This is a genomic window from Peribacillus sp. TH14 (genome assembly GCF_016651145.1).
Taxonomy (GTDB): domain Bacteria; phylum Bacillota; class Bacilli; order Bacillales; family DSM-1321; genus Peribacillus; species Peribacillus butanolivorans.
The window spans coordinates 1-22944 of the sequence record NZ_JAEKEK010000002.1; the positions used below are offsets into that span (position 1 = coordinate 1).

General features: G+C 40.8%; 21 protein-coding genes, 3 rRNA genes and 1 pseudogene. 7 read left to right on the plus strand and 18 right to left on the minus strand.

What is annotated here, in order from left to right:
• The 3 genes from rrf to JFU50_RS27970 form a co-directional block, all read right to left on the minus strand.
• Positions 1 to 111: ribosomal RNA gene (gene rrf / locus JFU50_RS27960) — 5S ribosomal RNA — on the minus strand; the annotation flags it as partial.
• 61 nt (positions 112 to 172) lie between these two features.
• Positions 173 to 3105, minus strand: a 23S ribosomal RNA gene (locus tag JFU50_RS27965).
• A 175-nt stretch (positions 3106 to 3280) separates the two neighbouring features.
• Positions 3281 to 4834, minus strand: a 16S ribosomal RNA gene (locus tag JFU50_RS27970).
• Between the two features lie 346 nt (positions 4835 to 5180).
• Between JFU50_RS27970 and JFU50_RS27975 the strand changes: the two genes are divergently transcribed.
• Positions 5181 to 5399, plus strand: coding sequence for a hypothetical protein (locus JFU50_RS27975; protein WP_201225224.1), 219 nt, complete (start codon positions 5181 to 5183; stop codon positions 5397 to 5399).
• Between the two features lie 33 nt (positions 5400 to 5432).
• Here the strand turns inward: JFU50_RS27975 and JFU50_RS27980 are convergent, their stop codons facing one another.
• Positions 5433 to 5582 (minus strand): hypothetical protein, encoded by a 150-nt coding sequence (locus JFU50_RS27980; protein WP_056529733.1) that lies wholly within the window; start codon positions 5580 to 5582, stop codon positions 5433 to 5435.
• 239 nt (positions 5583 to 5821) lie between these two features.
• Positions 5822 to 6037 (minus strand): hypothetical protein, encoded by a 216-nt coding sequence (locus tag JFU50_RS27985; protein WP_053348812.1) that lies wholly within the window; start codon positions 6035 to 6037, stop codon positions 5822 to 5824.
• Positions 6038 to 6490: 453 nt separating this feature from the next.
• On the opposite strand from JFU50_RS27985, the gene JFU50_RS27990 reads away from it, so the two are divergent.
• Positions 6491 to 7312 (plus strand): STAS domain-containing protein, encoded by an 822-nt coding sequence (locus JFU50_RS27990; protein ID WP_201183539.1) that lies wholly within the window; start codon positions 6491 to 6493, stop codon positions 7310 to 7312.
• 715 nt (positions 7313 to 8027) lie between these two features.
• On the opposite strand, the gene JFU50_RS31185 is transcribed toward JFU50_RS27990, so the two are convergent.
• Positions 8028 to 8180: a DUF3953 domain-containing protein gene (locus JFU50_RS31185; RefSeq protein ID WP_309559505.1), complete on the minus strand. Its 153-nt coding sequence runs from the start codon at positions 8178 to 8180 to the stop codon at positions 8028 to 8030.
• A 284-nt stretch (positions 8181 to 8464) separates the two neighbouring features.
• On the opposite strand from JFU50_RS31185, the gene JFU50_RS28000 reads away from it, so the two are divergent.
• Positions 8465 to 8614, plus strand: coding sequence for a hypothetical protein (locus JFU50_RS28000; protein ID WP_157444554.1), 150 nt, complete (start codon positions 8465 to 8467; stop codon positions 8612 to 8614).
• 538 nt (positions 8615 to 9152) lie between these two features.
• Here the strand turns inward: JFU50_RS28000 and JFU50_RS28005 are convergent.
• From JFU50_RS28005 to JFU50_RS28030, 6 genes and pseudogenes are all read right to left on the minus strand, one after another.
• A pseudogene (locus JFU50_RS28005) lies at positions 9153 to 9924 on the minus strand (oxidoreductase); the annotation flags it as partial.
• Positions 9925 to 9998: 74 nt separating this feature from the next.
• A complete protein-coding gene (locus JFU50_RS28010; RefSeq protein WP_201225602.1) occupies positions 9999 to 11024 on the minus strand; it encodes an LLM class flavin-dependent oxidoreductase in 1026 nt (341 codons plus the stop codon).
• Positions 11025 to 11181: 157 nt separating this feature from the next.
• Positions 11182 to 12189 carry an LLM class flavin-dependent oxidoreductase gene (locus JFU50_RS28015; protein ID WP_201225225.1) on the minus strand — a complete coding sequence of 336 codons (1008 nt, stop codon included), beginning with the start codon at positions 12187 to 12189 and terminating at the stop codon, positions 11182 to 11184.
• A gap of 31 nt (positions 12190 to 12220) precedes the next feature.
• On the minus strand, positions 12221 to 13186 hold the full coding sequence (locus JFU50_RS28020) for a TIGR03571 family LLM class oxidoreductase (RefSeq protein WP_201225226.1): 966 nt from the start codon (positions 13184 to 13186) through the stop codon (positions 12221 to 12223).
• Positions 13187 to 13777: 591 nt separating this feature from the next.
• Positions 13778 to 14086 (minus strand): ArsR/SmtB family transcription factor, encoded by a 309-nt coding sequence (locus JFU50_RS28025; protein ID WP_057219135.1) that lies wholly within the window; start codon positions 14084 to 14086, stop codon positions 13778 to 13780.
• Between the two features lie 738 nt (positions 14087 to 14824).
• Entirely contained in the window at positions 14825 to 15190 is a 366-nt protein-coding gene (locus JFU50_RS28030) for a winged helix-turn-helix transcriptional regulator (RefSeq protein ID WP_201183811.1), read from the minus strand.
• 208 nt (positions 15191 to 15398) lie between these two features.
• Here JFU50_RS28030 and hxlA point away from each other — a divergent pair, with 208 nt between their 5' ends.
• Both hxlA and hxlB read left to right on the plus strand, forming a co-directional pair.
• Positions 15399 to 16031 carry a 3-hexulose-6-phosphate synthase gene (hxlA, locus tag JFU50_RS28035; RefSeq protein ID WP_056519751.1) on the plus strand — a complete coding sequence of 211 codons (633 nt, stop codon included), beginning with the start codon at positions 15399 to 15401 and terminating at the stop codon, positions 16029 to 16031.
• 8 nt (positions 16032 to 16039) lie between these two features.
• The gene (gene hxlB, locus JFU50_RS28040) at positions 16040 to 16597 is read left to right on the plus strand and encodes a 6-phospho-3-hexuloisomerase (protein WP_201183808.1); all 558 of its coding nucleotides are present in this window, start codon (positions 16040 to 16042) and stop codon (positions 16595 to 16597) included.
• 88 nt (positions 16598 to 16685) lie between these two features.
• Here the strand turns inward: hxlB and JFU50_RS28045 are convergent, their stop codons facing one another.
• The 3 genes from JFU50_RS28045 to JFU50_RS28055 all read right to left on the minus strand — a co-directional run bounded on the left by JFU50_RS28045 (position 16686) and on the right by JFU50_RS28055 (position 17579).
• Positions 16686 to 16856 (minus strand): IS3 family transposase, encoded by a 171-nt coding sequence (locus JFU50_RS28045; RefSeq protein ID WP_397443460.1) that lies wholly within the window; start codon positions 16854 to 16856, stop codon positions 16686 to 16688.
• 74 nt (positions 16857 to 16930) lie between these two features.
• Positions 16931 to 17332: a type II toxin-antitoxin system death-on-curing family toxin gene (locus JFU50_RS28050; RefSeq protein WP_201225604.1), complete on the minus strand. Its 402-nt coding sequence runs from the start codon at positions 17330 to 17332 to the stop codon at positions 16931 to 16933.
• A gap of 1 nt (position 17333) precedes the next feature.
• The gene (locus JFU50_RS28055; protein ID WP_201183803.1) at positions 17334 to 17579 is read right to left on the minus strand and encodes an AbrB/MazE/SpoVT family DNA-binding domain-containing protein; all 246 of its coding nucleotides are present in this window, start codon (positions 17577 to 17579) and stop codon (positions 17334 to 17336) included.
• 96 nt (positions 17580 to 17675) lie between these two features.
• Between JFU50_RS28055 and JFU50_RS28060 the strand changes: the two genes are divergently transcribed.
• A complete protein-coding gene (locus JFU50_RS28060) occupies positions 17676 to 17903 on the plus strand; it encodes a dehydrogenase (RefSeq protein WP_201225227.1) in 228 nt (75 codons plus the stop codon).
• Positions 17904 to 18124: 221 nt separating this feature from the next.
• On the opposite strand, the gene JFU50_RS28065 is transcribed toward JFU50_RS28060, so the two are convergent.
• Together JFU50_RS28065 and JFU50_RS28070 are read right to left on the minus strand one after the other, a co-directional pair.
• Entirely contained in the window at positions 18125 to 19051 is a 927-nt protein-coding gene (locus tag JFU50_RS28065) for a DMT family transporter (RefSeq protein WP_201183797.1), read from the minus strand.
• A 91-nt stretch (positions 19052 to 19142) separates the two neighbouring features.
• The gene (locus tag JFU50_RS28070) at positions 19143 to 20573 is read right to left on the minus strand and encodes an aminotransferase class I/II-fold pyridoxal phosphate-dependent enzyme (RefSeq protein WP_201225606.1); all 1431 of its coding nucleotides are present in this window, start codon (positions 20571 to 20573) and stop codon (positions 19143 to 19145) included.
• Between the two features lie 103 nt (positions 20574 to 20676).
• Here JFU50_RS28070 and JFU50_RS28075 point away from each other — a divergent pair, with 103 nt between their 5' ends.
• Positions 20677 to 21621, plus strand: coding sequence for a DMT family transporter (locus tag JFU50_RS28075; protein WP_098175944.1), 945 nt, complete (start codon positions 20677 to 20679; stop codon positions 21619 to 21621).
• A gap of 455 nt (positions 21622 to 22076) precedes the next feature.
• Here JFU50_RS28075 and JFU50_RS28080 read toward each other — a convergent pair whose 3' ends face one another.
• Positions 22077 to 22487 carry an NUDIX hydrolase gene (locus tag JFU50_RS28080; RefSeq protein WP_201183791.1) on the minus strand — a complete coding sequence of 137 codons (411 nt, stop codon included), beginning with the start codon at positions 22485 to 22487 and terminating at the stop codon, positions 22077 to 22079.
• Positions 22488 to 22944 lie beyond the last annotated feature (457 nt).

Below are 22944 nucleotides of genomic sequence, written 5' to 3' on the forward strand. Positions count from 1 at the left end.
GCGGCGTCCTACTCTCACAGGGGGAAACCCCCAACTACCATCGGCGCTGAAGAGCTTAACTGCCGTGTTCGGAATGGGAACGGGTGTGACCTCTTCGCTATCGCCACCAAACAATAAAGGAACGTTGTTCCTTCAAAACTAGATAATAAGAAGGTATTTCATTTTTTAAAGCGTGGTTAAGTCCTCGATCTATTAGTATCAGTCAGCTCCACATGTCGCCACGCTTCCACCTCTGACCTATCAACCTGATCATCTTTCAGGGATCTTACTAGCTTGCGCTATGGGAAATCTCATCTCGAGGGGGCTTCATGCTTAGATGCTTTCAGCACTTATCCCGTCCGCACGTAGCTACCCAGCTATGCCTTTGGCAAGACAACTGGTACACCAGCGGTGCGTCCATCCCGGTCCTCTCGTACTAAGGACAGCTCCTCTCAAATTTCCTGCGCCCGCGACGGATAGGGACCGAACTGTCTCACGACGTTCTGAACCCAGCTCGCGTACCGCTTTAATGGGCGAACAGCCCAACCCTTGGGACCGACTACAGCCCCAGGATGCGATGAGCCGACATCGAGGTGCCAAACCTCCCCGTCGATGTGGACTCTTGGGGAGATAAGCCTGTTATCCCCGGGGTAGCTTTTATCCGTTGAGCGATGGCCCTTCCATGCGGAACCACCGGATCACTAAGCCCGACTTTCGTCCCTGCTCGACTTGTAGGTCTCGCAGTCAAGCTCCCTTGTGCCTTTACACTCTACGAATGATTTCCAACCATTCTGAGGGAACCTTTGGGCGCCTCCGTTACTCTTTAGGAGGCGACCGCCCCAGTCAAACTGCCCACCTGACACTGTCTCCCACCCCGATAAGGGGCGCGGGTTAGAATTTCAATACAGCCAGGGTAGTATCCCACCAACGCCTCCACCGAAGCTAGCGCTCCGGCTTCTCAGGCTCCTACCTATCCTGTACAAGCTGTACCAAAATTCAATATCAGAGTCGCAGTAAAGCTCCACGGGGTCTTTCCGTCCTGTCGCGGGTAACCTGCATCTTCACAGGTACTATAATTTCACCGAGTCTCTCGTTGAGACAGTGCCCAGATCGTTACACCTTTCGTGCGGGTCGGAACTTACCCGACAAGGAATTTCGCTACCTTAGGACCGTTATAGTTACGGCCGCCGTTTACTGGGGCTTCGGTTCAAAGCTTCGCTTGCGCTAACCTCTCCCCTTAACCTTCCAGCACCGGGCAGGTGTCAGCCCCTATACTTCGCCTTGCGGCTTCGCAGAGACCTGTGTTTTTGCTAAACAGTCGCCTGGGCCTATTCACTGCGGCTTTTCCGGGCTATTCACCCTAAAAAGCACCCCTTCTCCCGAAGTTACGGGGTCATTTTGCCGAGTTCCTTAACGAGAGTTCTCTCGCACACCTTAGGATTCTCTCCTCGCCTACCTGTGTCGGTTTGCGGTACGGGCACCTTACATCTCACTAGAGGCTTTTCTTGGCAGCGTGGAATCAGGAACTTCGGTACTATATTTCCCTCGCCATCACAGCTCCGCCTTAATGGAAACGGGATTTGCCTCGTTTCCGGCCTAACTGCTTGGACGCGCATATCCAACAGCGCGCTTACCCTATCCTTCTGCGTCCCCCCATCGTTCAAACGATGTATAGGTGGTACAGGAATATCAACCTGTTGTCCATCGCCTACGCCTTTCGGCCTCGGCTTAGGTCCCGACTAACCCTGAGCGGACGAGCCTTCCTCAGGAAACCTTAGGCATTCGGTGGAAGGGATTCTCACCCTTCTTTCGCTACTCATACCGGCATTCTCACTTCTAAGCGCTCCACCAGTCCTTCCGGTCTGACTTCAACGCCCTTAGAACGCTCTCCTACCATCGACACCATACGGTGTCAATCCACAGCTTCGGTGATACGTTTAGCCCCGGTACATTTTCGGCGCGGAGTCACTCGACCAGTGAGCTATTACGCACTCTTTAAATGATGGCTGCTTCTGAGCCAACATCCTGGTTGTCTAAGCAACTCCACATCCTTTTCCACTTAACGTATACTTTGGGACCTTAGCTGGTGGTCTGGGCTGTTTCCCTTTCGACTACGGATCTTATCACTCGCAGTCTGACTCCCAAGAATAAGTATTTGGCATTCGGAGTTTGACTGAATTCGGTAACCCGTTGGGGGCCCCTAGTCCAATCAGTGCTCTACCTCCAATACTCTCATCTTGAGGCTAGCCCTAAAGCTATTTCGGAGAGAACCAGCTATCTCCAGGTTCGATTGGAATTTCTCCGCTACCCACACCTCATCCCCGCACTTTTCAACGTGCGTGGGTTCGGGCCTCCATTCAGTGTTACCTGAACTTCACCCTGGACATGGGTAGATCACCTGGTTTCGGGTCTACGACCTCATACTCATTCGCCCTATTCAGACTCGCTTTCAGCTGCGGCTCCGTCTTATCAACTTAACCTCGCATGAAATCGTAACTCGCCGGTTCATTCTACAAAAGGCACGCCATTACCCATTAACGGGCTTTGACTACTTGTAGGCACACGGTTTCAGGATCTATTTCACTCCCCTTCCGGGGTGCTTTTCACCTTTCCCTCACGGTACTGGTTCACTATCGGTCACTAGGTAGTATTTAGCCTTGGGAGATGGTCCTCCCTGCTTCCGACGGGATTTCTCGTGTCCCGCCGTACTCAGGATCCACTCAGGAGGGAACGAAGTTTCAACTACAGGGTTTTTACCTTCTTTGACGGACCTTTCCAGATCACTTCATTTACCCCGTTCCTTTGTAACTCCATGTTGAGTGTCCTACAACCCCAAGAGGCAAGCCTCTTGGTTTGGGCTAATTCCGTTTCGCTCGCCGCTACTCAGGAAATCGCATTTGCTTTCTCTTCCTCCGGGTACTTAGATGTTTCAGTTCCCCGGGTCTGCCTTCAGTACCCTATGTATTCAGGTAAAGATACTGTTCCATTACGAACAGTGGGTTTCCCCATTCGGAAATCTCCGGATCAAAGCTTACTTACAGCTCCCCGAAGCATATCGGTGTTAGTCCCGTCCTTCATCGGCTCCTAGTGCCAAGGCATCCACCGTGCGCCCTTTCTAACTTAACCGTTAAAAAAGATCTTACTGATGCTTTGAAAAAATTAATTGCCTTCTATCTATTATCTAGTTTTCAAGGAACAAAGAAGAAAGAACTTCATCACAACGTGATGAGATCTTTCGAATCTGAATGAATTACTCATTCAAAACTGAACAAAACAAAAGCGCTCTCGTATTTATCCTTAGAAAGGAGGTGATCCAGCCGCACCTTCCGATACGGCTACCTTGTTACGACTTCACCCCAATCATCTGTCCCACCTTAGGCGGCTGGCTCCATAAAGGTTACCTCACCGACTTCGGGTGTTACAAACTCTCGTGGTGTGACGGGCGGTGTGTACAAGGCCCGGGAACGTATTCACCGCGGCATGCTGATCCGCGATTACTAGCGATTCCGGCTTCATGTAGGCGAGTTGCAGCCTACAATCCGAACTGAGAATGGCTTTATGGGATTCGCTTACCTTCGCAGGTTTGCAGCCCTTTGTACCATCCATTGTAGCACGTGTGTAGCCCAGGTCATAAGGGGCATGATGATTTGACGTCATCCCCACCTTCCTCCGGTTTGTCACCGGCAGTCACCTTAGAGTGCCCAACTGAATGCTGGCAACTAAGATCAAGGGTTGCGCTCGTTGCGGGACTTAACCCAACATCTCACGACACGAGCTGACGACAACCATGCACCACCTGTCACTCTGTCCCCCGAAGGGGAACGCCCTATCTCTAGGGTTGTCAGAGGATGTCAAGACCTGGTAAGGTTCTTCGCGTTGCTTCGAATTAAACCACATGCTCCACCGCTTGTGCGGGCCCCCGTCAATTCCTTTGAGTTTCAGCCTTGCGGCCGTACTCCCCAGGCGGAGTGCTTAATGCGTTAGCTGCAGCACTAAAGGGCGGAAACCCTCTAACACTTAGCACTCATCGTTTACGGCGTGGACTACCAGGGTATCTAATCCTGTTTGCTCCCCACGCTTTCGCGCCTCAGTGTCAGTTACAGACCAGAAAGTCGCCTTCGCCACTGGTGTTCCTCCAAATCTCTACGCATTTCACCGCTACACTTGGAATTCCACTTTCCTCTTCTGCACTCAAGTTCCCCAGTTTCCAATGACCCTCCACGGTTGAGCCGTGGGCTTTCACATCAGACTTAAGGAACCACCTGCGCGCGCTTTACGCCCAATAATTCCGGACAACGCTTGCCACCTACGTATTACCGCGAGTCGCTGGCACGTAGTTAGCCGTGGCTTTCTGGTTAGGTACCGTCAAGGTACCAGCAGTTACTCTGGTACTTGTTCTTCCCTAACAACAGAACTTTACGACCCGAAGGCCTTCTTCGTTCACGCGGCGTTGCTCCGTCAGACTTTCGTCCATTGCGGAAGATTCCCTACTGCTGCCTCCCGTAGGAGTCTGGGCCGTGTCTCAGTCCCAGTGTGGCCGATCACCCTCTCAGGTCGGCTACGCATCGTCGCCTTGGTGAGCCATTACCTCACCAACTAGCTAATGCGCCGCGGGCCCATCTATAAGTGACAGCTAGAGGCCGTCTTTCCATCTTCTCTCATGCGAGAAAAGAACGTATCCGGTATTAGCTCCGGTTTCCCGAAGTTATCCCAGTCTTATAGGCAGGTTGCCCACGTGTTACTCACCCGTCCGCCGCTAATCTCAGGGAGCAAGCTCCCAAAAGATTCGCTCGACTTGCATGTATTAGGCACGCCGCCAGCGTTCGTCCTGAGCCAGGATCAAACTCTCCGAAGAAATGTTTGACTTGCTCATTTTGCTTTTTGATAGTGTGTGCTCACTTAAAAATTTAACGTTGGCGCTTTGTTTTGTTCAGTTTTCAAAGAGCAATTTTGTTGTCGGTTTGTTTCGACTTATTCATCTTAACATAGCTACGAATAGTTGTCAACTTCTGCGAAGAATTTCAGTTTCATAAAATCGCTCATTAATTAAGCGACTTCATTATCATACTTCTATTTTTTAAAATAGTCAACTTGGAATTGATAAATTAACAAACTATGACGTTTGTTCACCTTGAACCTATTTTGTTGATGTACAAAAAATCACCTAAGCAAGTTCTCCGGTCATTCATTTACCCTATTTTATGGAAGTGAATAATTTTTTAGAAACGTCTTTCTTCTATACTTATCTTTTTATTCAGCTACCTAAGCCAAGTGAGTATCCAAATGTTTTAAAAATTTCTGCTGGAGATTACTGGTGTATCCAAAATAACGGCTGGTCTATTGATTCTGCTACTGAAATTTATGGGAATAATAAACTCTATCATCAATTGAAAAAAGAACTTCGAATAAGAAAAACATAGGGAGATTTTAGTCTTCCTATGTTTTCATTCATATTATTTATCTGTTTGTTTTTGCTTCTTTTTCAAATACTCCGCACGTATTTTTTCAAGTTGCTGCTTTTTATCAAATTTGGCAGGCGTCTGTTTTTCATGAAACTTTGTCACAGCTACCTGACCTTTGTAATCCAATTGATATTTTCCCACTTTGTTCACCTACTTTTCATGTCTTTAAAGAGAATCTATTCAACAAATATAATATACCTTATTTTACTGAAGTAAACCTTATTACTTTATTAGTGTACTGCTAACTTTGCATATATCAGTAAAAACATTAAAAACTTAGTAAAATAATCATCGCCAAATGGTATTCATTTCATTGCTATAATCAAAATAAAATGCCTTGACACTCTGCATAAGCCTCAATAATTCTATTTCTTGTTTGTTCAGCTCTCTTCTAAAGGTCCAATTGTTCGGTAAATAAGGTTTAAAATATTAAAACAATCTAAGTCTACTCCATCTTTTAAATGGTTCTTAATGCTAATAACCATTACGTTCTCGATGATTTCAAATTTAGGTTTCTGAGGGGAAATATTGTTTTTTTTGCAAAGTCTTTTTACTACTTGTTTAAAAAAATCTACATCCCCAATATTTTTCTCCAAAAAATCACCCCTTGTTATTAACTTTTCTACTTATATCTATCTTAATCCAAATATTACCTTATTCAACTAAACTGCCCCTTTAGTGCCATAAGAAAATGATCGAATACCTAAAAAAGAAAGGCTATACAATCGCTCCATCTGAACAACAAACTGCATAACCAGTTAATATAACGACATGGTACATTTACGTCCTTCAAAAAATTAGAATATGGTGGGCTTATTTTGTATGGCCTTTCACGAATATATTTTCATACAAAATAGTTGCCTTAAAGACAACTCCAATCTTCAGCTAACGCACGACCCAATAGTTTAATTGGAAATCTTCACATTATTAATTAACAAAAATACATCCATTTTCCCTTTAAATTAGAAGCTTATGGTATAAACGTGTTTAGTAATTAAAAGAACCGGGTAATAGGAGTTTTGGCATATAAAAAATAGGAGGATTAGATTATGAAGGGGTCGCTAGATACATATAAATTTCTGGAATTCATCCAAGAAAATAAAGAGGATTTTGAAGATTCATTATTAAACGAAGCATCTAATGTGAAAGAAAAAATCGAAGAAATTTTAACGGTCGGTAATATTGACCTGATAACTAATGCCCATAGTCTGATTCAATACATTATTGAGGGTAAAGAACAAGAACTTCAATCATTTGCTAAGCAAGAAGGTATAGCTTGGGCGACACACGCAATACCATTATCTTTCAAATTAGAGTGGGTGCAAGCCATTCGAAGAACCTTGTGGAAGTTCCTACAAGAATATAATGAGGTAACGAATAAAGCTTTAACTGAAGAATTTTTTTCGGTAGAAAAAAAGGTAAATAATCAAGTAGACAGGTTTTTAAATGTTTTTTTTATCACCTATTCTCAATACAAAGATTCATTGATAATGGCTCAAAAAGAATTGGTTGAAAATCTTTCGGTGCCTATAATACCAATAACACCCACTATATGTATTTTACCTTTAATTGGTGCGGTTGATCTTTACCGAACGAATATTCTCGAGGAAAAAGTTTTAATAGAGATTGGAAAATTACGTATTCAAACATTGATTATGGACTTATCTGGAATTATGGAAATGGAGCCTGAAGTAATTGATCATTTAATGAAGATTATTGACGGCACTTCATTAATGGGATGTACCACCGTGATTACCGGGTTAAGAGCTGAAGTGGTTAGAAAAATGATAAACGTAGGAATAAGATTAAATGAAAAAGCACAAACATTGGGAACTTTACAACAAGCATTGAATAAATACTTATTAAGTTAAACACGGAGAATCTTAGAGGTGGGTCGCTTTGCCGACTCTTTTTTTAATTGGCTATATTCTGACCAACTGTCTAAATATTTGTTCCTGCCCCGCAGTTACATCTCGGTATAAAAACTATAGTAAGGGTATTTAGTATTTAATTCAACATCAATCAATTCATTTTCATCTTCAACTAAAAAATGCCCGGTTAGTAGCATAAAGAAAGAGCTGACAAAACAAACTGTGAAACAAAAAAACCTCTATTAATTAGAGGTTTTTTTAGAACTATCTTGCATAACTTTATCAATAGCTGAGATAGTAGATTCTATATCGTCACAGGTTTCGATAATTTGTGTATCCAAATGTGTTAGTTCATAACAATTATTGTCATAGCATACAGACAATAACGGTATACCATTTTTGTTTTTGAAAGTTAATGTTATTTCACAGTTAGTATACTGTTTTAAGGTTTCTAACATTGTTTTAATGTGGTCTAAGGACATATCGTCTTAGTCTCTCTTCTATTACAGAGGGAAGATGACTAAGAGAAGTCTGGAGGTGCCCCATATAATTCTAATTTTAACTCTAATTAAATATAACATACTAATGATTAAAAGTATTGTTATTCGATGTAGCTATACAGTACGAATACACTACACTTGTAACAAACCTGCCCCTTTAGTGCCATAATAAAAAGACTACCTCAGCAACCTTTCTTATTGAATTAAAGCACCCGTTAGTGCATTAAGAAATCCTGTATGGAAACAAATAAAACAAATAAAGAGATAACAATGCTCATATATCCCACAAAGCCTTTTCTGTCTTTTTGAAGTTCTGCTAAACCTATTTCCAATATAAGTGTCCCTAAGAAAAACATACAATACGGCATTAACTCGGTTTAGATTCAGTTATTAAATTATAACTTGATAGAACAATAACAGCTATTGCTAAGATAATTCTAATCATATTATCCCCCCATTTTTTTCGCAATCTATTATGTAAAACATACCCAAACTATAAAATAAACGAACTCATTTAAAGAACAAATCCTAACTTTTATTAATAGCCTTATAAATGATAAGGGGTACTATTTCTCCAATTTAAGCTTAAGATGGAAAATCGATGGTTCTACGGCATTGCCAGGATGTTGTTATTACCACAGGAGAAATAGTTTTGTTACTTCAGACAAATAACCCAGTCGTAAGACTTGATAAAGAATTGGATGAGCTCATTCAGATTGCTATCAAAACGGAAATACTGTTAGAGGAAATTAAGTATTTTTTATCAGGAAGTAAATCAGTATTTACATTTGAAAAAAAATGAGTAAATACGTTGTTGGTTCTCGCTGAGGTAAGATGGACAATTCAATATAATAAAAATGTTTGTGTACTGGTTTTATTAAGCTTTAGGGATATTACCCTGCCATGCTGCAACGGATCCTGAATCACACCATCCGTTTAATGCATTATTTAGGGGTTGCTGGAAGAGAAAACGAACATAAAGTTCGATGCACCTCTCTACTGCAATGCTTTTCCAATACCTTTACTGCCGCCTGTCACGAGTGCCGTTTTATCTTTTAATCCCAGGTTCACTTTAGATCCAATCCTTTCTATGGGCGTCTATTGTTGATTATATATTAACAATAACTTCTAGTCATAAACAAATGAACTATGGCTGATTTTCTGCTCCAATACTCAATAAAGGAGGGAAACCACTAAGATGGTTTCCCTCTAAAATGTTCCGTCTTGTTTAGTATAAGGTATATTCTTATACTTGCTGAGCAAGGACAATTATCATCACGATTCCCATTTTTTGTTGAACAATTCAAGGAAGCAGAGATGGAATGAGATAAGTGAACTCCTTATACAATAGGAAGCCAGCCAGGGATGCCAGTATAGTACTCCCACATTTTATCAGAAATAGCCAGTTCTTTTTGATCTTTTTTAGATAATGTTGTACGGATTTTGTTTTCTTCAACGGCTTGTACTTTTTGTACCCACTGAGGTTCCATTATCAATTCCCTCCCTAAAGCGATTAAAGGGTACACCTGTTTCAAATGCTTTCATCACTTCTTCGGGTGCCCGCAGTATCCCAACACCCATCACAGGAACATGATCGCCGACACGCTCATGGATCATAACAACTCGGGATGTCTGATGTTATCATCACGGATTGATCCGTTCCAAAAGCCGCCGACAGAATTATGGAGATAATCCAGGTCCTGGTCCGCTAACTTGTCCACTAATTCCAACGTTTCTTCCATGGTGATGCCAGGATTCTCTCTTTCTTCAGGCGATAACCGATAGCCGATGATAAAAGGTTTTGTTGCATGGTCTAAAACTGCTTTTTTAACGTCGTCAACTACAGCAAGCGGGAAGGACATACGTTTTTCCAGCGTTCCACCCACCCAACTTGTCAGTTCTGCGATTTGAGTGTGGAGAAAAGAATTGCTGAATCAAATACGTATTGGCACCATGGATTTCAACTCCATCATACCCAGCTTCGATTGCTCTTCTGGTTGCTTCACCAAATGCTTTAATAATTTCATCGATTTCGTCTGCTGTCATTTCCCGAGGTACCACGGCATCGTCCCGTTCCGCTGCTACCGCACTCGGAGCAATTGGTTGACGATCGAGCATTTTTATTCTATGAAAAAAAATTTTAGAGATACATTAAAAGCTTGCCATAAGGATCGGCCAGTTTTGACCTATTTTAGCTGAGTAATTTCTGCCAATATTTCATAGGAATGGAGGCGGGCCTTATGATCGTAAACCTGGGTGATTGCCATGATTTCATCGGCTTGACTTTCATCCATAAACTTTTCCAGCTTTTCTTTTACGATTTGAGGACTGCCAACAATCGAAGTTCCTAATTGATTCTCAAGGGCAGCTATTTCATAGTCGCTCGCTATATCATTAATATTATCCACTGGCGGCTGCAATGGGACTTCCTTCCCGCGCATCAAATTCAAGAACTGCTGCTGCAATGTTGTAGCGAGCCGCTCAGCTTCTTGATCTGTGTCGGCCGCAATGATGTTTAGCCCTACCATTGCATGCGGCTTGTCCAGTACTTTAGAAGGCTTAAACGAACGGCGGTACAGCTGGATAGCCGGCAGTGTGTTATGCGGCGAGAAATGGCTCGCAAATGCAAACGGCAGTCCAAGCTCTCCTGCCAGCTGGGCACTATATCCGCTTGAACCTAACAGCCAAATAGGTATGTTTAATCCCTCACCCGGAATTGCTTTAACATGACTATATCCTTGTGCCAGGGAAGGGTCAAAGTAATTCCGGAGCTCAGCCAGCTGCTCAGGGAAATCTTCTCCTGAACTTCTCAAGTCACGTCTTAATGCACGTGCGGTAAGCTGATCAGTGCCTGGTGCACGGCCCAAGCCAAGATCAATACGTCCTGGATATAATGATTCCAGAGTACCAAATTGCTCAGCAATAACAAGAGGTGCATGATTCGGCAGCATAATGCCGCCTGAACCTACCCGGATTTTTGATGTACCTGCTGCAACATGGGAAATGACTACCGATGTTGCAGAGCTAGCGATAAATGGCATATTATGATGCTCAGCGAGCCAATATCGGTTATACCCCAGCTTTTCAGCGAGCTGGGCCAGCTCCAAAGTATTGCGAAAAGAATCAGCCGGCGTACTTCCATCTGCAATTGGAGAGAGATCCAGGACCGAGAATGGAATATCCGTAATTTGTTTTGTATCATTTTCAGGCATATGCTCATCTTCTTTCTTTAAAAATTTCGTTTTCAAACCTATAAAAGAATTTACAGGTTGTTTTCTTTGTCTTCTTTTACTGCTTCAATCTAAATCACATTAATTTAACTGATTTAATATCTGCAGAAAATACATCCTTTATTAGACTAGACACTGTTTAATTTACTGCAGCCTGAGCCAAAATTTCATAAGAGCGCAGCCGTGCCTTATGATCAAAAATCTCTGTATGAGCCATAATTTCATCAGCGTCAGTCTTTTCTATTAACTCATGGAGCTGCTGCTTCACACCTGCAGGGTCCCCGATAATGGAAGTGAAAAGCTGTTCTTCAACCGCCCTGCGTTCATTATCGTTCCAAATCTCGTCCATGTTATCAACAGGTGGCAAAATGGGCGAAGGCTGTCCGCGGGTTAACAAAAGAAATTTTTGATACATCGAAGTGGCAAGCCTTTGTGCCTCCTGTTTCTCATCAGCAGCCACCACTTGAACGGCTAACAGTACATAAGGCTCCTCCAAAAATTGAGACGGACGAAAATAATCCCGGTACAGTTTTATGGCCTCCATCATGTTACCTGGAGCAAAATGTCCCGCGAAAGAGAATGGTAACCCAAGTATTCCAGCCAATTGTGCACTATAAAACCCTGAACCTAACAGCCAAATTGGCACATTTGTTTTTTCGCCGGGAATGGCGTGAAAGCTAAATGAACCATTCTTAGTGGCTGTTCCTGTACCATAAAGATATGCGATAAGCTCCTCAAGCCGGGCATCAAATTCAGTTTCACCAGCAACCCGCTGCCGCAATACATTTGCTGTATATTGGTCGGTGCCAGGTGCCCGCCCCAATCCAAGGTCGATCCGGCCAGGGAAGAAGGTTTCTAATGTTCCAAATTGCTCAGCCACGGAAAGAGGAGAATAATGGGAAAGCAGCATTGCGCCTGATCCAATACGAATTTCTTCCGTGACAGAGGCTACTCGTCCAATTACGATCGGGGATGCTGAACTCGCCATTCCTGCCCAATTATGATGTTCAGCAAGCCAAAACCGTTTATATCCCCACTGCTCTGTTTTCTTTGCTAGATCAAGCGTGTTTTGAAGGGAAAGTTCGGCTGATCCTCCCTCGACAATTGGGGAGGGATCTAGTACTGAAAGTTCTATTTTCTTTGTCATAATTCTTCCTCCTTTTATACAATTTAATTTTTTAAAGCTGGCCTGTACCTTTATGGGTTGGAAAGTAGGGTAAAACAAATTCTCCAAGTTCCTGGATTACTTCCTCTGGAGGGCGCTTGGAAAAATACAGAACAAACGCCAAATGGTTGACACCAATCGCTTGAAATCGATGAAGTAGATCAACTAAACGGTTTCTTCCCACGGAATAGCCTAAGGATATGGGGACAGGCATTTCATCAGGATTTTCCAATAAATTGATGAACAAGCTTTGAGAGAAGGGTTTAAAATCTCCTGGAGCATGCACTTCAGTTAAAGCACGATAATCCTGGATAAGCTGCGCCTGTTGAATAATGCTTCTTGGGTATTGAAGCCACCCATCCCCATTCCTGGCTATCCAATTGATAGACTGATTGCTAAATCCAGTCACCATGGTCGGAATCGAAGATACAGGCTTTGGAATTAACCTCATATCTGTACCATCGATCAGCCCGGCGTGGCTGTGGATTGTCGGCTGATCCTCTTTTAACAGCCGGTCGAGAATTTCGAAATTTTCTTTAAATAACGGACCGCTTTCTTGCTTAGATATCCCTAAAGCTGTAAAGTCTTTTTCCCTGTCCCCTGATGCCACTCCCATAATCAATCGACCTGGAAACAATTGATCGATTGATGCAGCTTCCTTGGCTACCCTGACGGGGTGGCGCAAAGGGAGAACTACACTTCCTGTCACTAACGCAATGTGCTTCGTATAGGCAGCAAGATACGTCAAATAAATCCATAAATCGTACTTTTGGCCGTTATCATCAATATTCAAATTCTGTATCGTAATATCACGGAGCCATAATGAAGCAAAGCCATATTCCTCAATTTTACGGGCAAGCTCAAGCTGATTCTCCATAATCGGATTTTTAGACATCCTGGCAGTCGGGAGGATAAATCCGAGTGTCATTTTGTCTTTCTGGTACATGCTGTTATAGGCACGATGATTTTGAAAACTCACTCTTGGTCCTCCTTAAAAGGTTATATTTTTAAGCCTATATACTTTTCAAACTGTTTAATGGTTTCCTCATTGCATCGATAATAAGTCCATTGTCCGATTCGTTTCATTTCTACCAGGTGAACGTCCGACACCTGCCTCTATTCTTCCGGGAAAAAGTGATTGTAATTAAAATAGCTAGGTAGCCACCTTTTATGCACTATACTGTGGAAGCAGGATTCCACCACTGCCAACCTTCAATTATGTTTTTCAAATTTGTTCATTTTAATTTTCTCCCTTTTCATCTCTTAGAATTTCAGTATATTATTAAACAACGGATTGTATTGGATCAATAGGAAACAAAAGCGAATACTTCATCCTTATTCTTATGGACACCCTTTCTAAATTTGTCTAAATCTCTTCCTTACTATAATTAATAAATCAGCTCCTTAAATAACGCTGAAATCATAGAAGCGTATATAATAAATTAATACATCGCGAATTAACGATTTATTTTAATAAAAAAATATATGGCCTAACATATTTACATATTCTGAAATCTAGATATATATTAATTGATTAAAGTGAATTGCTTCAAGCAATTCACTTTAATCCTCAAATCTCTTTCGCAATGTAATTGCTTATTTCCTTAATAACTTCTTCATTACGCTTATAGTATGTCCACTTCCCCTTACGCGTTGCTTCGAGTAGCCCAGCCCGATGTAACATAGTAAGATATTGAGAAACCGTTGATTGTGTTACATTTAACTTATGATGTAGCTGTGATACGCATACACCCTCTTTCTCAAAGCTAACCCCTTCAGAAATAGGGAGGGTAAAATAGTTTTCAGGCTCTTTTAACCACTTCAAAATCTGCAAACGTTTTTCATTAGACAATGCTTTAAAGATTTCTATGATATCCATATGTTTATAATATCATTAATTCCCGATATGTCAATTTGAATTCCCCCCTATAAGGATATCAATCGAAGTTAATACCTACTACCAAGCATGTTAGTTATCTAAATATAGTCAGAATACTATTTACGGACCCAATCAATCTGAACATAATTAGAGCCTCCTTATACAGCGTTTGTCATTGTCATCCGGATTATGCCAAAGCAGTCGTAGCAGTGAAAAATGCGGCAGATCAATAATCACTTTTTTGTTCAAATTTATTGATCTTCCACAATCGAGGCATTATCTACAGTATGGAAAAAAGCCCAATTTCTCAATTTAATGCTGAGAAATTGAGCTTTTAATATTGGTATTTCCTTAACGTTGTAAATTCGCGTTTTGCTGGTGGTATCCCTGTAAGTACGCTCTTTATAATTAAATAGTATCAGTAAAATTACATAGTGTAATAAAGTATACCAATTACTAGGTTTTTGTATAATATTCCCAGAAACGAAAAGGTTTTCCCCTCTGAGTAGACACTCCTTCATTTAGCTAACCGTACACCACCATGGCTAGAGATTTGCACCAATGCCGGGTGCATGTGAAAAAGCCAAGGTCAGCGACTATACAAAAATCGCTAACCTTGGCTTTTAATAACTGATTATTAAATGTTGTGCTTTTCTCTACCTTAATTTGATACGTGACCATATAAAGGTAAAGAAAAAGGAGAAAACATCTTTGAATAAGAAAGAAGGGATAGTTTTTCTAATTGATATCCTCTTTTCTTTTTACTTGGCCCCCAACGACATTCTCCATATAATTTTTGCCCCAATTATACATCGAATCAAGAATCGGCATCAGGCTTTCTCCTTGTTCTGTCAGAGAGTATTCCACTTTGGGAGGTACAATTGGATAGACTTCGCGATGAACAATAAGATCTTCTTCCAGCTCTCGAAGCTGGTTAACGAGCATCCTTTGAGTGATGCCCGGCATAAGAGCCTTCAGTTCACCAAAACGCTTGGTCCCCTGCTTGCCTAGGTGCCATAAAACAAGCATCTTCCATTTCCCCCCAATAACAGAAAGGGTCAATTCCTTCTCACAATTGAATGTTTTATTCTGTAGCCTTGTCATTCAAATCACCTCCAAATATAAATCCTTAATCACATAGTATACTTTTTAACACTATGTAAAATTAAAGTGCGTACTTACAAAAATATTATACTTAGTATACGATACATTGTACAGTCGATATAAATTTCTTGCGGTGCAATGATTGAGTGCCAGAGGGGCATACTTACTGTGCAACAAACTAAAACATACTATTAGGAGTGAAGAATAAATGGAATTACAATTGGCACTGGATTTAGTAAACATTCAAGAAGGTATTGAATTGGTTAAACAAGTGGAGGAATATGTTGATATCGTAGAAATCGGTACACCTGTGGTTATTAATGAAGGGCTTAGGGCTGTTAAAGAAATGAAAGAAGCTTTCCCTTCTTTGAAAGTATTAGCTGACCTAAAAATTATGGATGCAGCCGGTTATGAAGTGATGAAGGCATCTGAAGCTGGCGCTGATATCATCACGATTCTTGGTGCAGCTGAAGATATGTCCATCAAAGGGGCTGTTGAAGAAGCTAAAAAACAAGGCAAAAAAATCCTTGTTGATATGATCGCTGTGAAAGATCTTGAAACTCGTGCTAAAGAAGTGGATGCTTTTGGCGTCGACTACATCTGTGTGCACACTGGCTACGATCTTCAAGCTGTTGGAAAAAATTCTTTTGAGGACCTTCAAACCATTAAACGTGTTGTAAAAAATGCAAAAACTGCTGTAGCAGGCGGCATAAAATTAGATACACTTCCGGAAGTCATTAAAGCACAACCTGACCTTGTCATTGTTGGTGGAGGTATCACTGGACAAGCTGATATTAAAGGGACAGCTGCCCAAATACAAAAATTAGTGAAACAAGGCTAATATCCATCATGCATACTTCTCAATATTTAGCTGAAATCATAAAAGAGCTAAATCGTTCAGTAGACTTAATAGCTGACGAAGAAGCTGAAAAACTGGTTAATGGGATTCTTGAATCAAAGAAAGTTTTTGTAGCGGGTGCAGGAAGATCCGGGCTTATGGGTAAATCCTTTGCCATGCGAATGATGCACATGGGGATAGATGCGTATGTAATAGGTGAAACAGTCACCCCTACCTTCGAAAAAGACGACATTTTGATCATCGGAACCGGTTCAGGAGAAACAAAAAGTTTGGTTTCCATGGCTGAGAAAGCAAAAAGTATCGGTGGAACCATTGCGACTGCAACAATTTTCCCTGAATCCACCATTGGAAAATTGGCGGATATCGCAATAAAATTGCCTGGTTCACCTAAAGATCAGTCAGAAGGTGATTATCAAACAATTCAACCAATGGGCTCTCTATTTGAGCAAACTCTCTTACTTTTTTACGATGGTGTCATTTTGAGGTTCATGGATAAAAAGGGATTGGATACCAATAAAATGTATGGCCGACACGCAAATCTCGAGTAAAGAAATGATAACTAAAAAGTAAGATATAAAAAGACCGCAAGGAATTCTTTGAACTGTGCCCCATTTTACGGACAGTATAAAAAAGTGCCTAAGCGGCTAATAAGTGGTCCCGGTATTGTACCGGGGCCATTTTCTTTAGCCCCCATTGATAACGATGTTCATTATATTCTTCAATAACTCGATCAATTTCTTCCTTCACATCCGTTAAATTAGTACCTGTTTTATATTCTGACTTGTTCCCCTTTTTTTGAATAATCATTTATTGTAAACCATCAGCATGAATTGCTACCAGCCGTCGATAAAAAACAAATTATGCTCCATGAACGAAACCTCTTATAAAGCCTTTATGTTTTCTTGGATGATTCTTGAGATAGCTTTAAAATCATATTTATGGTTGACGACATCTACAACAAAATCCTGTTCTTCTTCTATTCCCATTATCCATTGATAATGATTAATCTTCAGAAACATAATAAGGGAAGCGAGTGCTGTCCTCTTGTTTGCGTTGTGGAATGCATGATTTTTTGAAATGAATTCGAATAATGCTGCAGCCTTTTCATGAATAGATGGGTAAGCATCATTCTCGAAAACAGTTTGTCTGGGTCTGTTCACTGCAGAATCAAGGAGACCGGGATCTTTCACTCCGATTTGTTCAGTAGGAGAATACACTTTTATTTGAATGGCATTGATAGCAATAATTTGATTCGTGGAAAGATAGATAATATCCAACGTCATATTATCTATCCACCAATCCCTTGAATGCTTCGTCATGTTCTTTAATAATGTCTGATAACATTTCCATAAATTCTGCATCTACACCTTTAGGTAATTTTACATTTTTATTTTTCCTTAAAATGATTTCTTCACCCTTAAACTCAACCTCTAATTCGTCTCCAAAAGCTAAATTTGCAGTTTTCAACATGTCAACTGGAAACGTAATACCCAAGCTATTGCCAACTTTGGTTAATTTTCTAATAGCCATTAATCGTTCCTCCTTCAAAAGAAAGTTATAATTGTTATTACTATTATAACTTTAGTCTTTATGGTTTATACTACTTTTATCTGGAATCTGTTATTTTTGATTACACAAAAAAAGCTTGCAGATTTAGACCCTAAAAGGGACCTTATTCTACATGCTGATTTATCAGATAAAGGTATCCATGTGGGACATTTATCATTAGGTATAATGATGAAATTAGGTACTCAAACAGACCTAATTTATGTGGCAGATACTTGGTATTACATGTTCGAAGAAAAAGAAATAGTAGAAGATACTTATCCTAAAGGTGCTATACGGAAACAATAATCTGGTAATAAGTAAAATAAATTATCTCGTCCAATTGAACAAGCTGCTAACGTAAAGTTTTATCAAGCTTTTCTTTAGCTATAATAAGTCGCGGCAAAGACGATCAATCACTACTTTGGCAAATTTGATTCAGAATTAAGTAAAACTATTAATGTGTTCCTATACGGAAGCCCCCAGGAAAAGACAAAACCTTTACCTGGGGACTATTTCGTTTTGGTCTCTTATTTTACGTGACGAAATTCCCCTGGTTTTCGGGATAAAGAGTTTGTGCCATCATTTTCCGCTTTTGACTTCTTGGAAGAAAGATAAACTCCAGCGAAAATAATCAGCAGGCCAATAATTACATTAGGAGTAATCGCTTCTCCAAGCAAGACATAGCCCCAAACCATAGCGGTTGCAGGAATAAGGTATGTAACCGTTGCCGCTAACTCTGGACTGCCATTTTTATTGATGTAGAAATAGATCAGCTGGCCGAGCCCTGAACCAAAGCACCCAAGACCGACGATGGCGAAAATCGTCAGCGGTTCCATCAACATTGCTGGCTTTATCGGCTCCGTTATTAGCATCCCGATCAAACCGATAACGGCACCCGTGAGCAGCGTAAATGTCGTTATGACCAATACTCCGGTACCAGAAAGAAATCTTTTCGTAAATTGGCCGGCAAATCCGTAACAGGTGGACGCAAGCAGCATTGTTCCAATCCCGATGAATTCCTTGCCGAAAAGCTGACCGACTTGAAAATCCATCAATACTAGAATTCCGAAAAAACCGATAAGAATGCCCATCCATTGGCGGGCGGTTAGAACATATGAAAAAATAATAAATCCGATGATCCCCGTCCAGATCGGAGTGGTTGCATTAAGAATCGATGCCGTGCTGCTGTTAATCTCTGTTTCACTTAGAGGAATTAATCCCCATGCCAATACGCAATTGAAGATTCCGACAACGACCAGTGCTTTCCACGGCAATTTCCAGCTGATTTCCCTGCGCTTCCACCACAAAACGGGAAGCAGAACAGCAGCACCCGCCAAACAGCGGAGAAACACAATCCCCCAAATGCCCGCTGGCGGGAGCAACCACTTCATAAAAACAAACGATAAACCCCATATCAAACTAAGGCCAATTAAAGCCCCGTATAATCGAAGCATGATGTTCCCCCTTCCTACTCTCTTATTATGGCAAACTTTGATAGGGATTTCATATAAAATCTTGCTATATAAGTTGAACTTGTAATTAAAATCATTGTCGATATGCGGAATCACTATTTATCGTTTCAGCAACCGTCATTAGTTTTTTCATGCCTGTTTGCAGCTGTATTTCGTTTGCGTACGAAAAGCTCAGTCTAATCCACGATCTAAGGGCTTGATCTGGATCACATATAGATCCCGGCACGAAGGAAATGGACTGTTCCAAACAGGCATCAAGGAGCTTTTCAACTGAAATTTGTTCTGGAAGTTCCACCCACAAGTTTAATCCTCCTGATGGATCTGTCCATTTCCATGACGTTGCAGCCAGTTCATTTCTCATTACTTCTTTCCTTAAAAATAGAGCTGTTCGCAATTTCTCCAAGTGAATCTGCATTCGTTCCGAGAAAAAATAGTGCAGGAACATTTTTTGATTAATAAGGGCCGTCCCGTTGTCAGCGAGTGACTTTGAAGTAATCAAGTGGCTCATTAGCGGATGACGGCAAGCTACAGCTGCAACACGCAATCCAGGTGAAACGTATTTACTAAAGCTGCGGATATAGATAACATAGCCATCGGTATCATACGAATAAATCGGGAATGGAGGAGCCTTATCAAAATAAATATCCCTGAAAGGATCATCTTCAACGATGACACATTGATACTTTTCTGCAAGTTCCACCAGCTGTTTTCTTTGCAGAGCAGAAATGGTGTGGCCTGTTGGATTATTGAAGGTTGGATTTGTATAGAAAAACCGCGGTTTATCTTTTTTTAAGATATGTTCTAGCTGATTCAGATCGTAACCGCCCTGCCCAATCTCAATCCCAATAATACGCGCACCATATTGCCTGAAAATATCAATGGCTGAGCTGTATGTAGGCCTCTCAACTAATACTGTATCATTCGCCCTAAGCAGAACCTTTGCCACGAGATCAATGGCCTGTTGAGCACCTGAAGTAATTAACAGCTCATCAATCGGTGCAAAAAAATGGTGCGTCTTGTAAAAGTAGTCTGAAAGTGCTGTCCTCAATTCCTCATCCCCTTGAACAGTCGAATAAGTGCCAAGCACTTTGGGATAGAGGGTAAAAACCTTTTTGACATATTCAGATAAATAAGAATTCGGCAGGAGATTCGGATCAATAAGGGCTTGAGAGAATTGATAGTCAACAGCCACCTGATGGATCGATGACAACAGGTTGCTATAAGGATAGTCAGCGATTTCTGGCAGCTGAGATTCATTCAAAGAAAAAGATGGATCTTCAGGCTGAACAAAGTACCCTGATTTTTCCTTTGCGTATATCTTTTTATGTTCTTTTAGTAATTGATAAGCTCTTAGAACAGTCAACCGATTTACATTCAGTTCCTCCGCCATTCTTCTTACAGAAGGCAGTTTCTCATGTTCCTTCCATTCTTTACGATCAATTTTGGCAAGAACCAAATCGTAAATCTGCTTATAAAGCTCTGAGGATTTTATCTTCACATGAATTCCCCCCAATATCAGTTTAGCACCAAGGTTTGCGATCTGTTCTACCTACAATGAATCTGTTCTATTTCCCGTCCTATATGATGAGTAGCAAGGAGGGATTTACATGATTATCTTTAACTATATTTGTATGTGCTTGATTTTTGGGACAACATTCCTGGCAATAAAAATAGGAGTAGACGAAGGGCTTCCTCCCTTTTTTTCAGCAGGGATTCGATTTTTCATGGCAGGAATCCTTCTATTTTTAATGATGTCGCTGCGAAAAAAAGCAAATCTGGCTGTTCTTTTTTCTAAAGAATCATTCATCACAGGAAGTACGTTAACATTCGGAACGTTTGCTACGCTATATTGGGCGGAACAGTACGTTGCTTCCGGAGTTGGTGCTGTCCTGTCTGCAACGGGACCAATTATGATTTTGCTGATTCAAACAATGGTCTTGCACGTTAAGTTATCTATAAGAACGTTTGTAGGATGTGCAATCAGCTTGATTGGAGTGGCTCTGCTCCTTATGCCGAATCTGACTGTTTCCTACGATTCAATATGGCTGATCGCTTGCTTCCTTATTCTGCTTGGTCAAGTGGGTTATGCAGCAGGAACGATCTATTCCAAAAAGGTGTCAGAGCGTTTTTCAGGCACCTCACCTATTATGCTGAATGCTACTCAAATGATTTACGGCGGTGCATTGCTTCTGCTGCTGTCTTTGACATCTGAGCAGATAAACATAGGAGATCTTGCAAATAAGAATGCAATAGGATCGATCGTGTACTTGACCGTTTTTGGCTCTATGATTGCCCATACCATATACTATTGGCTTGTTTCAAAAACGGACCCGATATTTCCGTCCACATGGCTCTACATCTCCCCCATCATTGCCTTAGGACTTGGGAAGGTCTTGTATCAGGAAAAGATAACATGGCTCATGTTTTTCGGGGGAATCACGATCATTGCAGGATTAATTGTGATTAATTCTAAGGCCTTAATCACCCATTTTGCAAATAAGTGCCGTACTGATTCCGTTAAGAGTGAAAGTTATCGCGCTAATAAGGCTTAATGTTCAAGTCTCACATTTAAAAAGCGTTAGAATCCTATTCTGTAAATTTAGGTGATAATTTGCACTTAACTTAAGTGCTATTTTGCACGTAAAAGAATCAACTATAGGGATTGATCAAAAGGTCCTCCTGAACCCCCATATTAGCGTAAATAAAAAGAATCCATTTTGGAAAAAAATGAACAAAATGGATTCTTTTCTAGTGATTAAGTATACGGTTTTTATAAAATAGTTTGATCATTTTTTGTGATCCTTTTGTTGATTGACAATAAGGTCGTTTAATTTTAAAGCTACAAACATGCATAACACCGTCCAAATTTTTGAACGGTGTTAAAATAAAGTTATTAATTTTGATTGTAGGTCAAAATTGCTCTTTCCACAGTAACAATAATGTCATTTAAAATCTATAATTCAATGCAATAACACAGCAATTTAGCCCTAATACCATTGTATTTTAATTATTTCTGGAATGTATATCCTGCTCTGGAGTTGCTAATTAGTTTGGATACTCCTTCTGGATAATAAGGCATTAGTCTATCTGCTTCCTCTAAATTTACCCATTCAACTCTTAAAATGTTTTTTTCCTTTGGAATTTGTTCAGGTGATTTTAGAACTTGCCCTTCAAACATAATAAAATATACATGATCTTCATTTATAAATGCTTCATTTAATGCAATAATATCGTTTACCTGCACATCATAGCCCGTTTCTTCTTTAACTTCTCTGATGGCTGCTTCTTTTAGAGTCTCATTTGCTTCAACTGCTCCTCCTGGTAAGGACCAAGTGTTATTTTTTTTATTTAGTACCACTAAAATCTTATTGGTATCCTCGTTAAACAAAAGTGTGTACACAACATCAACACGATTCAAATTCAATACTCCTTTTCTTATTAGTTAAGAGTTAAACAAGTTTATTGTAAATTAAACATCTTTATTTGTAATTAATTATCTTTATTGTCATTGAACACCTTTTAGTGATCCTTATAGAACTCCCTCAGTTTAATAGATAATGCTCACGAATACTCGCTTATTCGCAGGATTTCAAACCACATGGTATAGGTTGCTTTAGATGAACGAAAGAGATAGGACCGTTTTGATAAGATGAGGGCAGGTTGAAATAGGGGATCCATTGAGAATCCCATATTATTACATATGCTGCACGCATTTTCCACGCTGCCCCTGGAGGCTTTCCCTCCCATGTCTCAACGGGTCATAATCATATGCCCTTTCATTCCTTCGTCATGCCTATCCAAGGGGTGGAGGCTGGTTTTGCTAACGGAACGGGTCATTGCCCTTTTGTTCTATATATCCAGTACTTCGTGCTTTC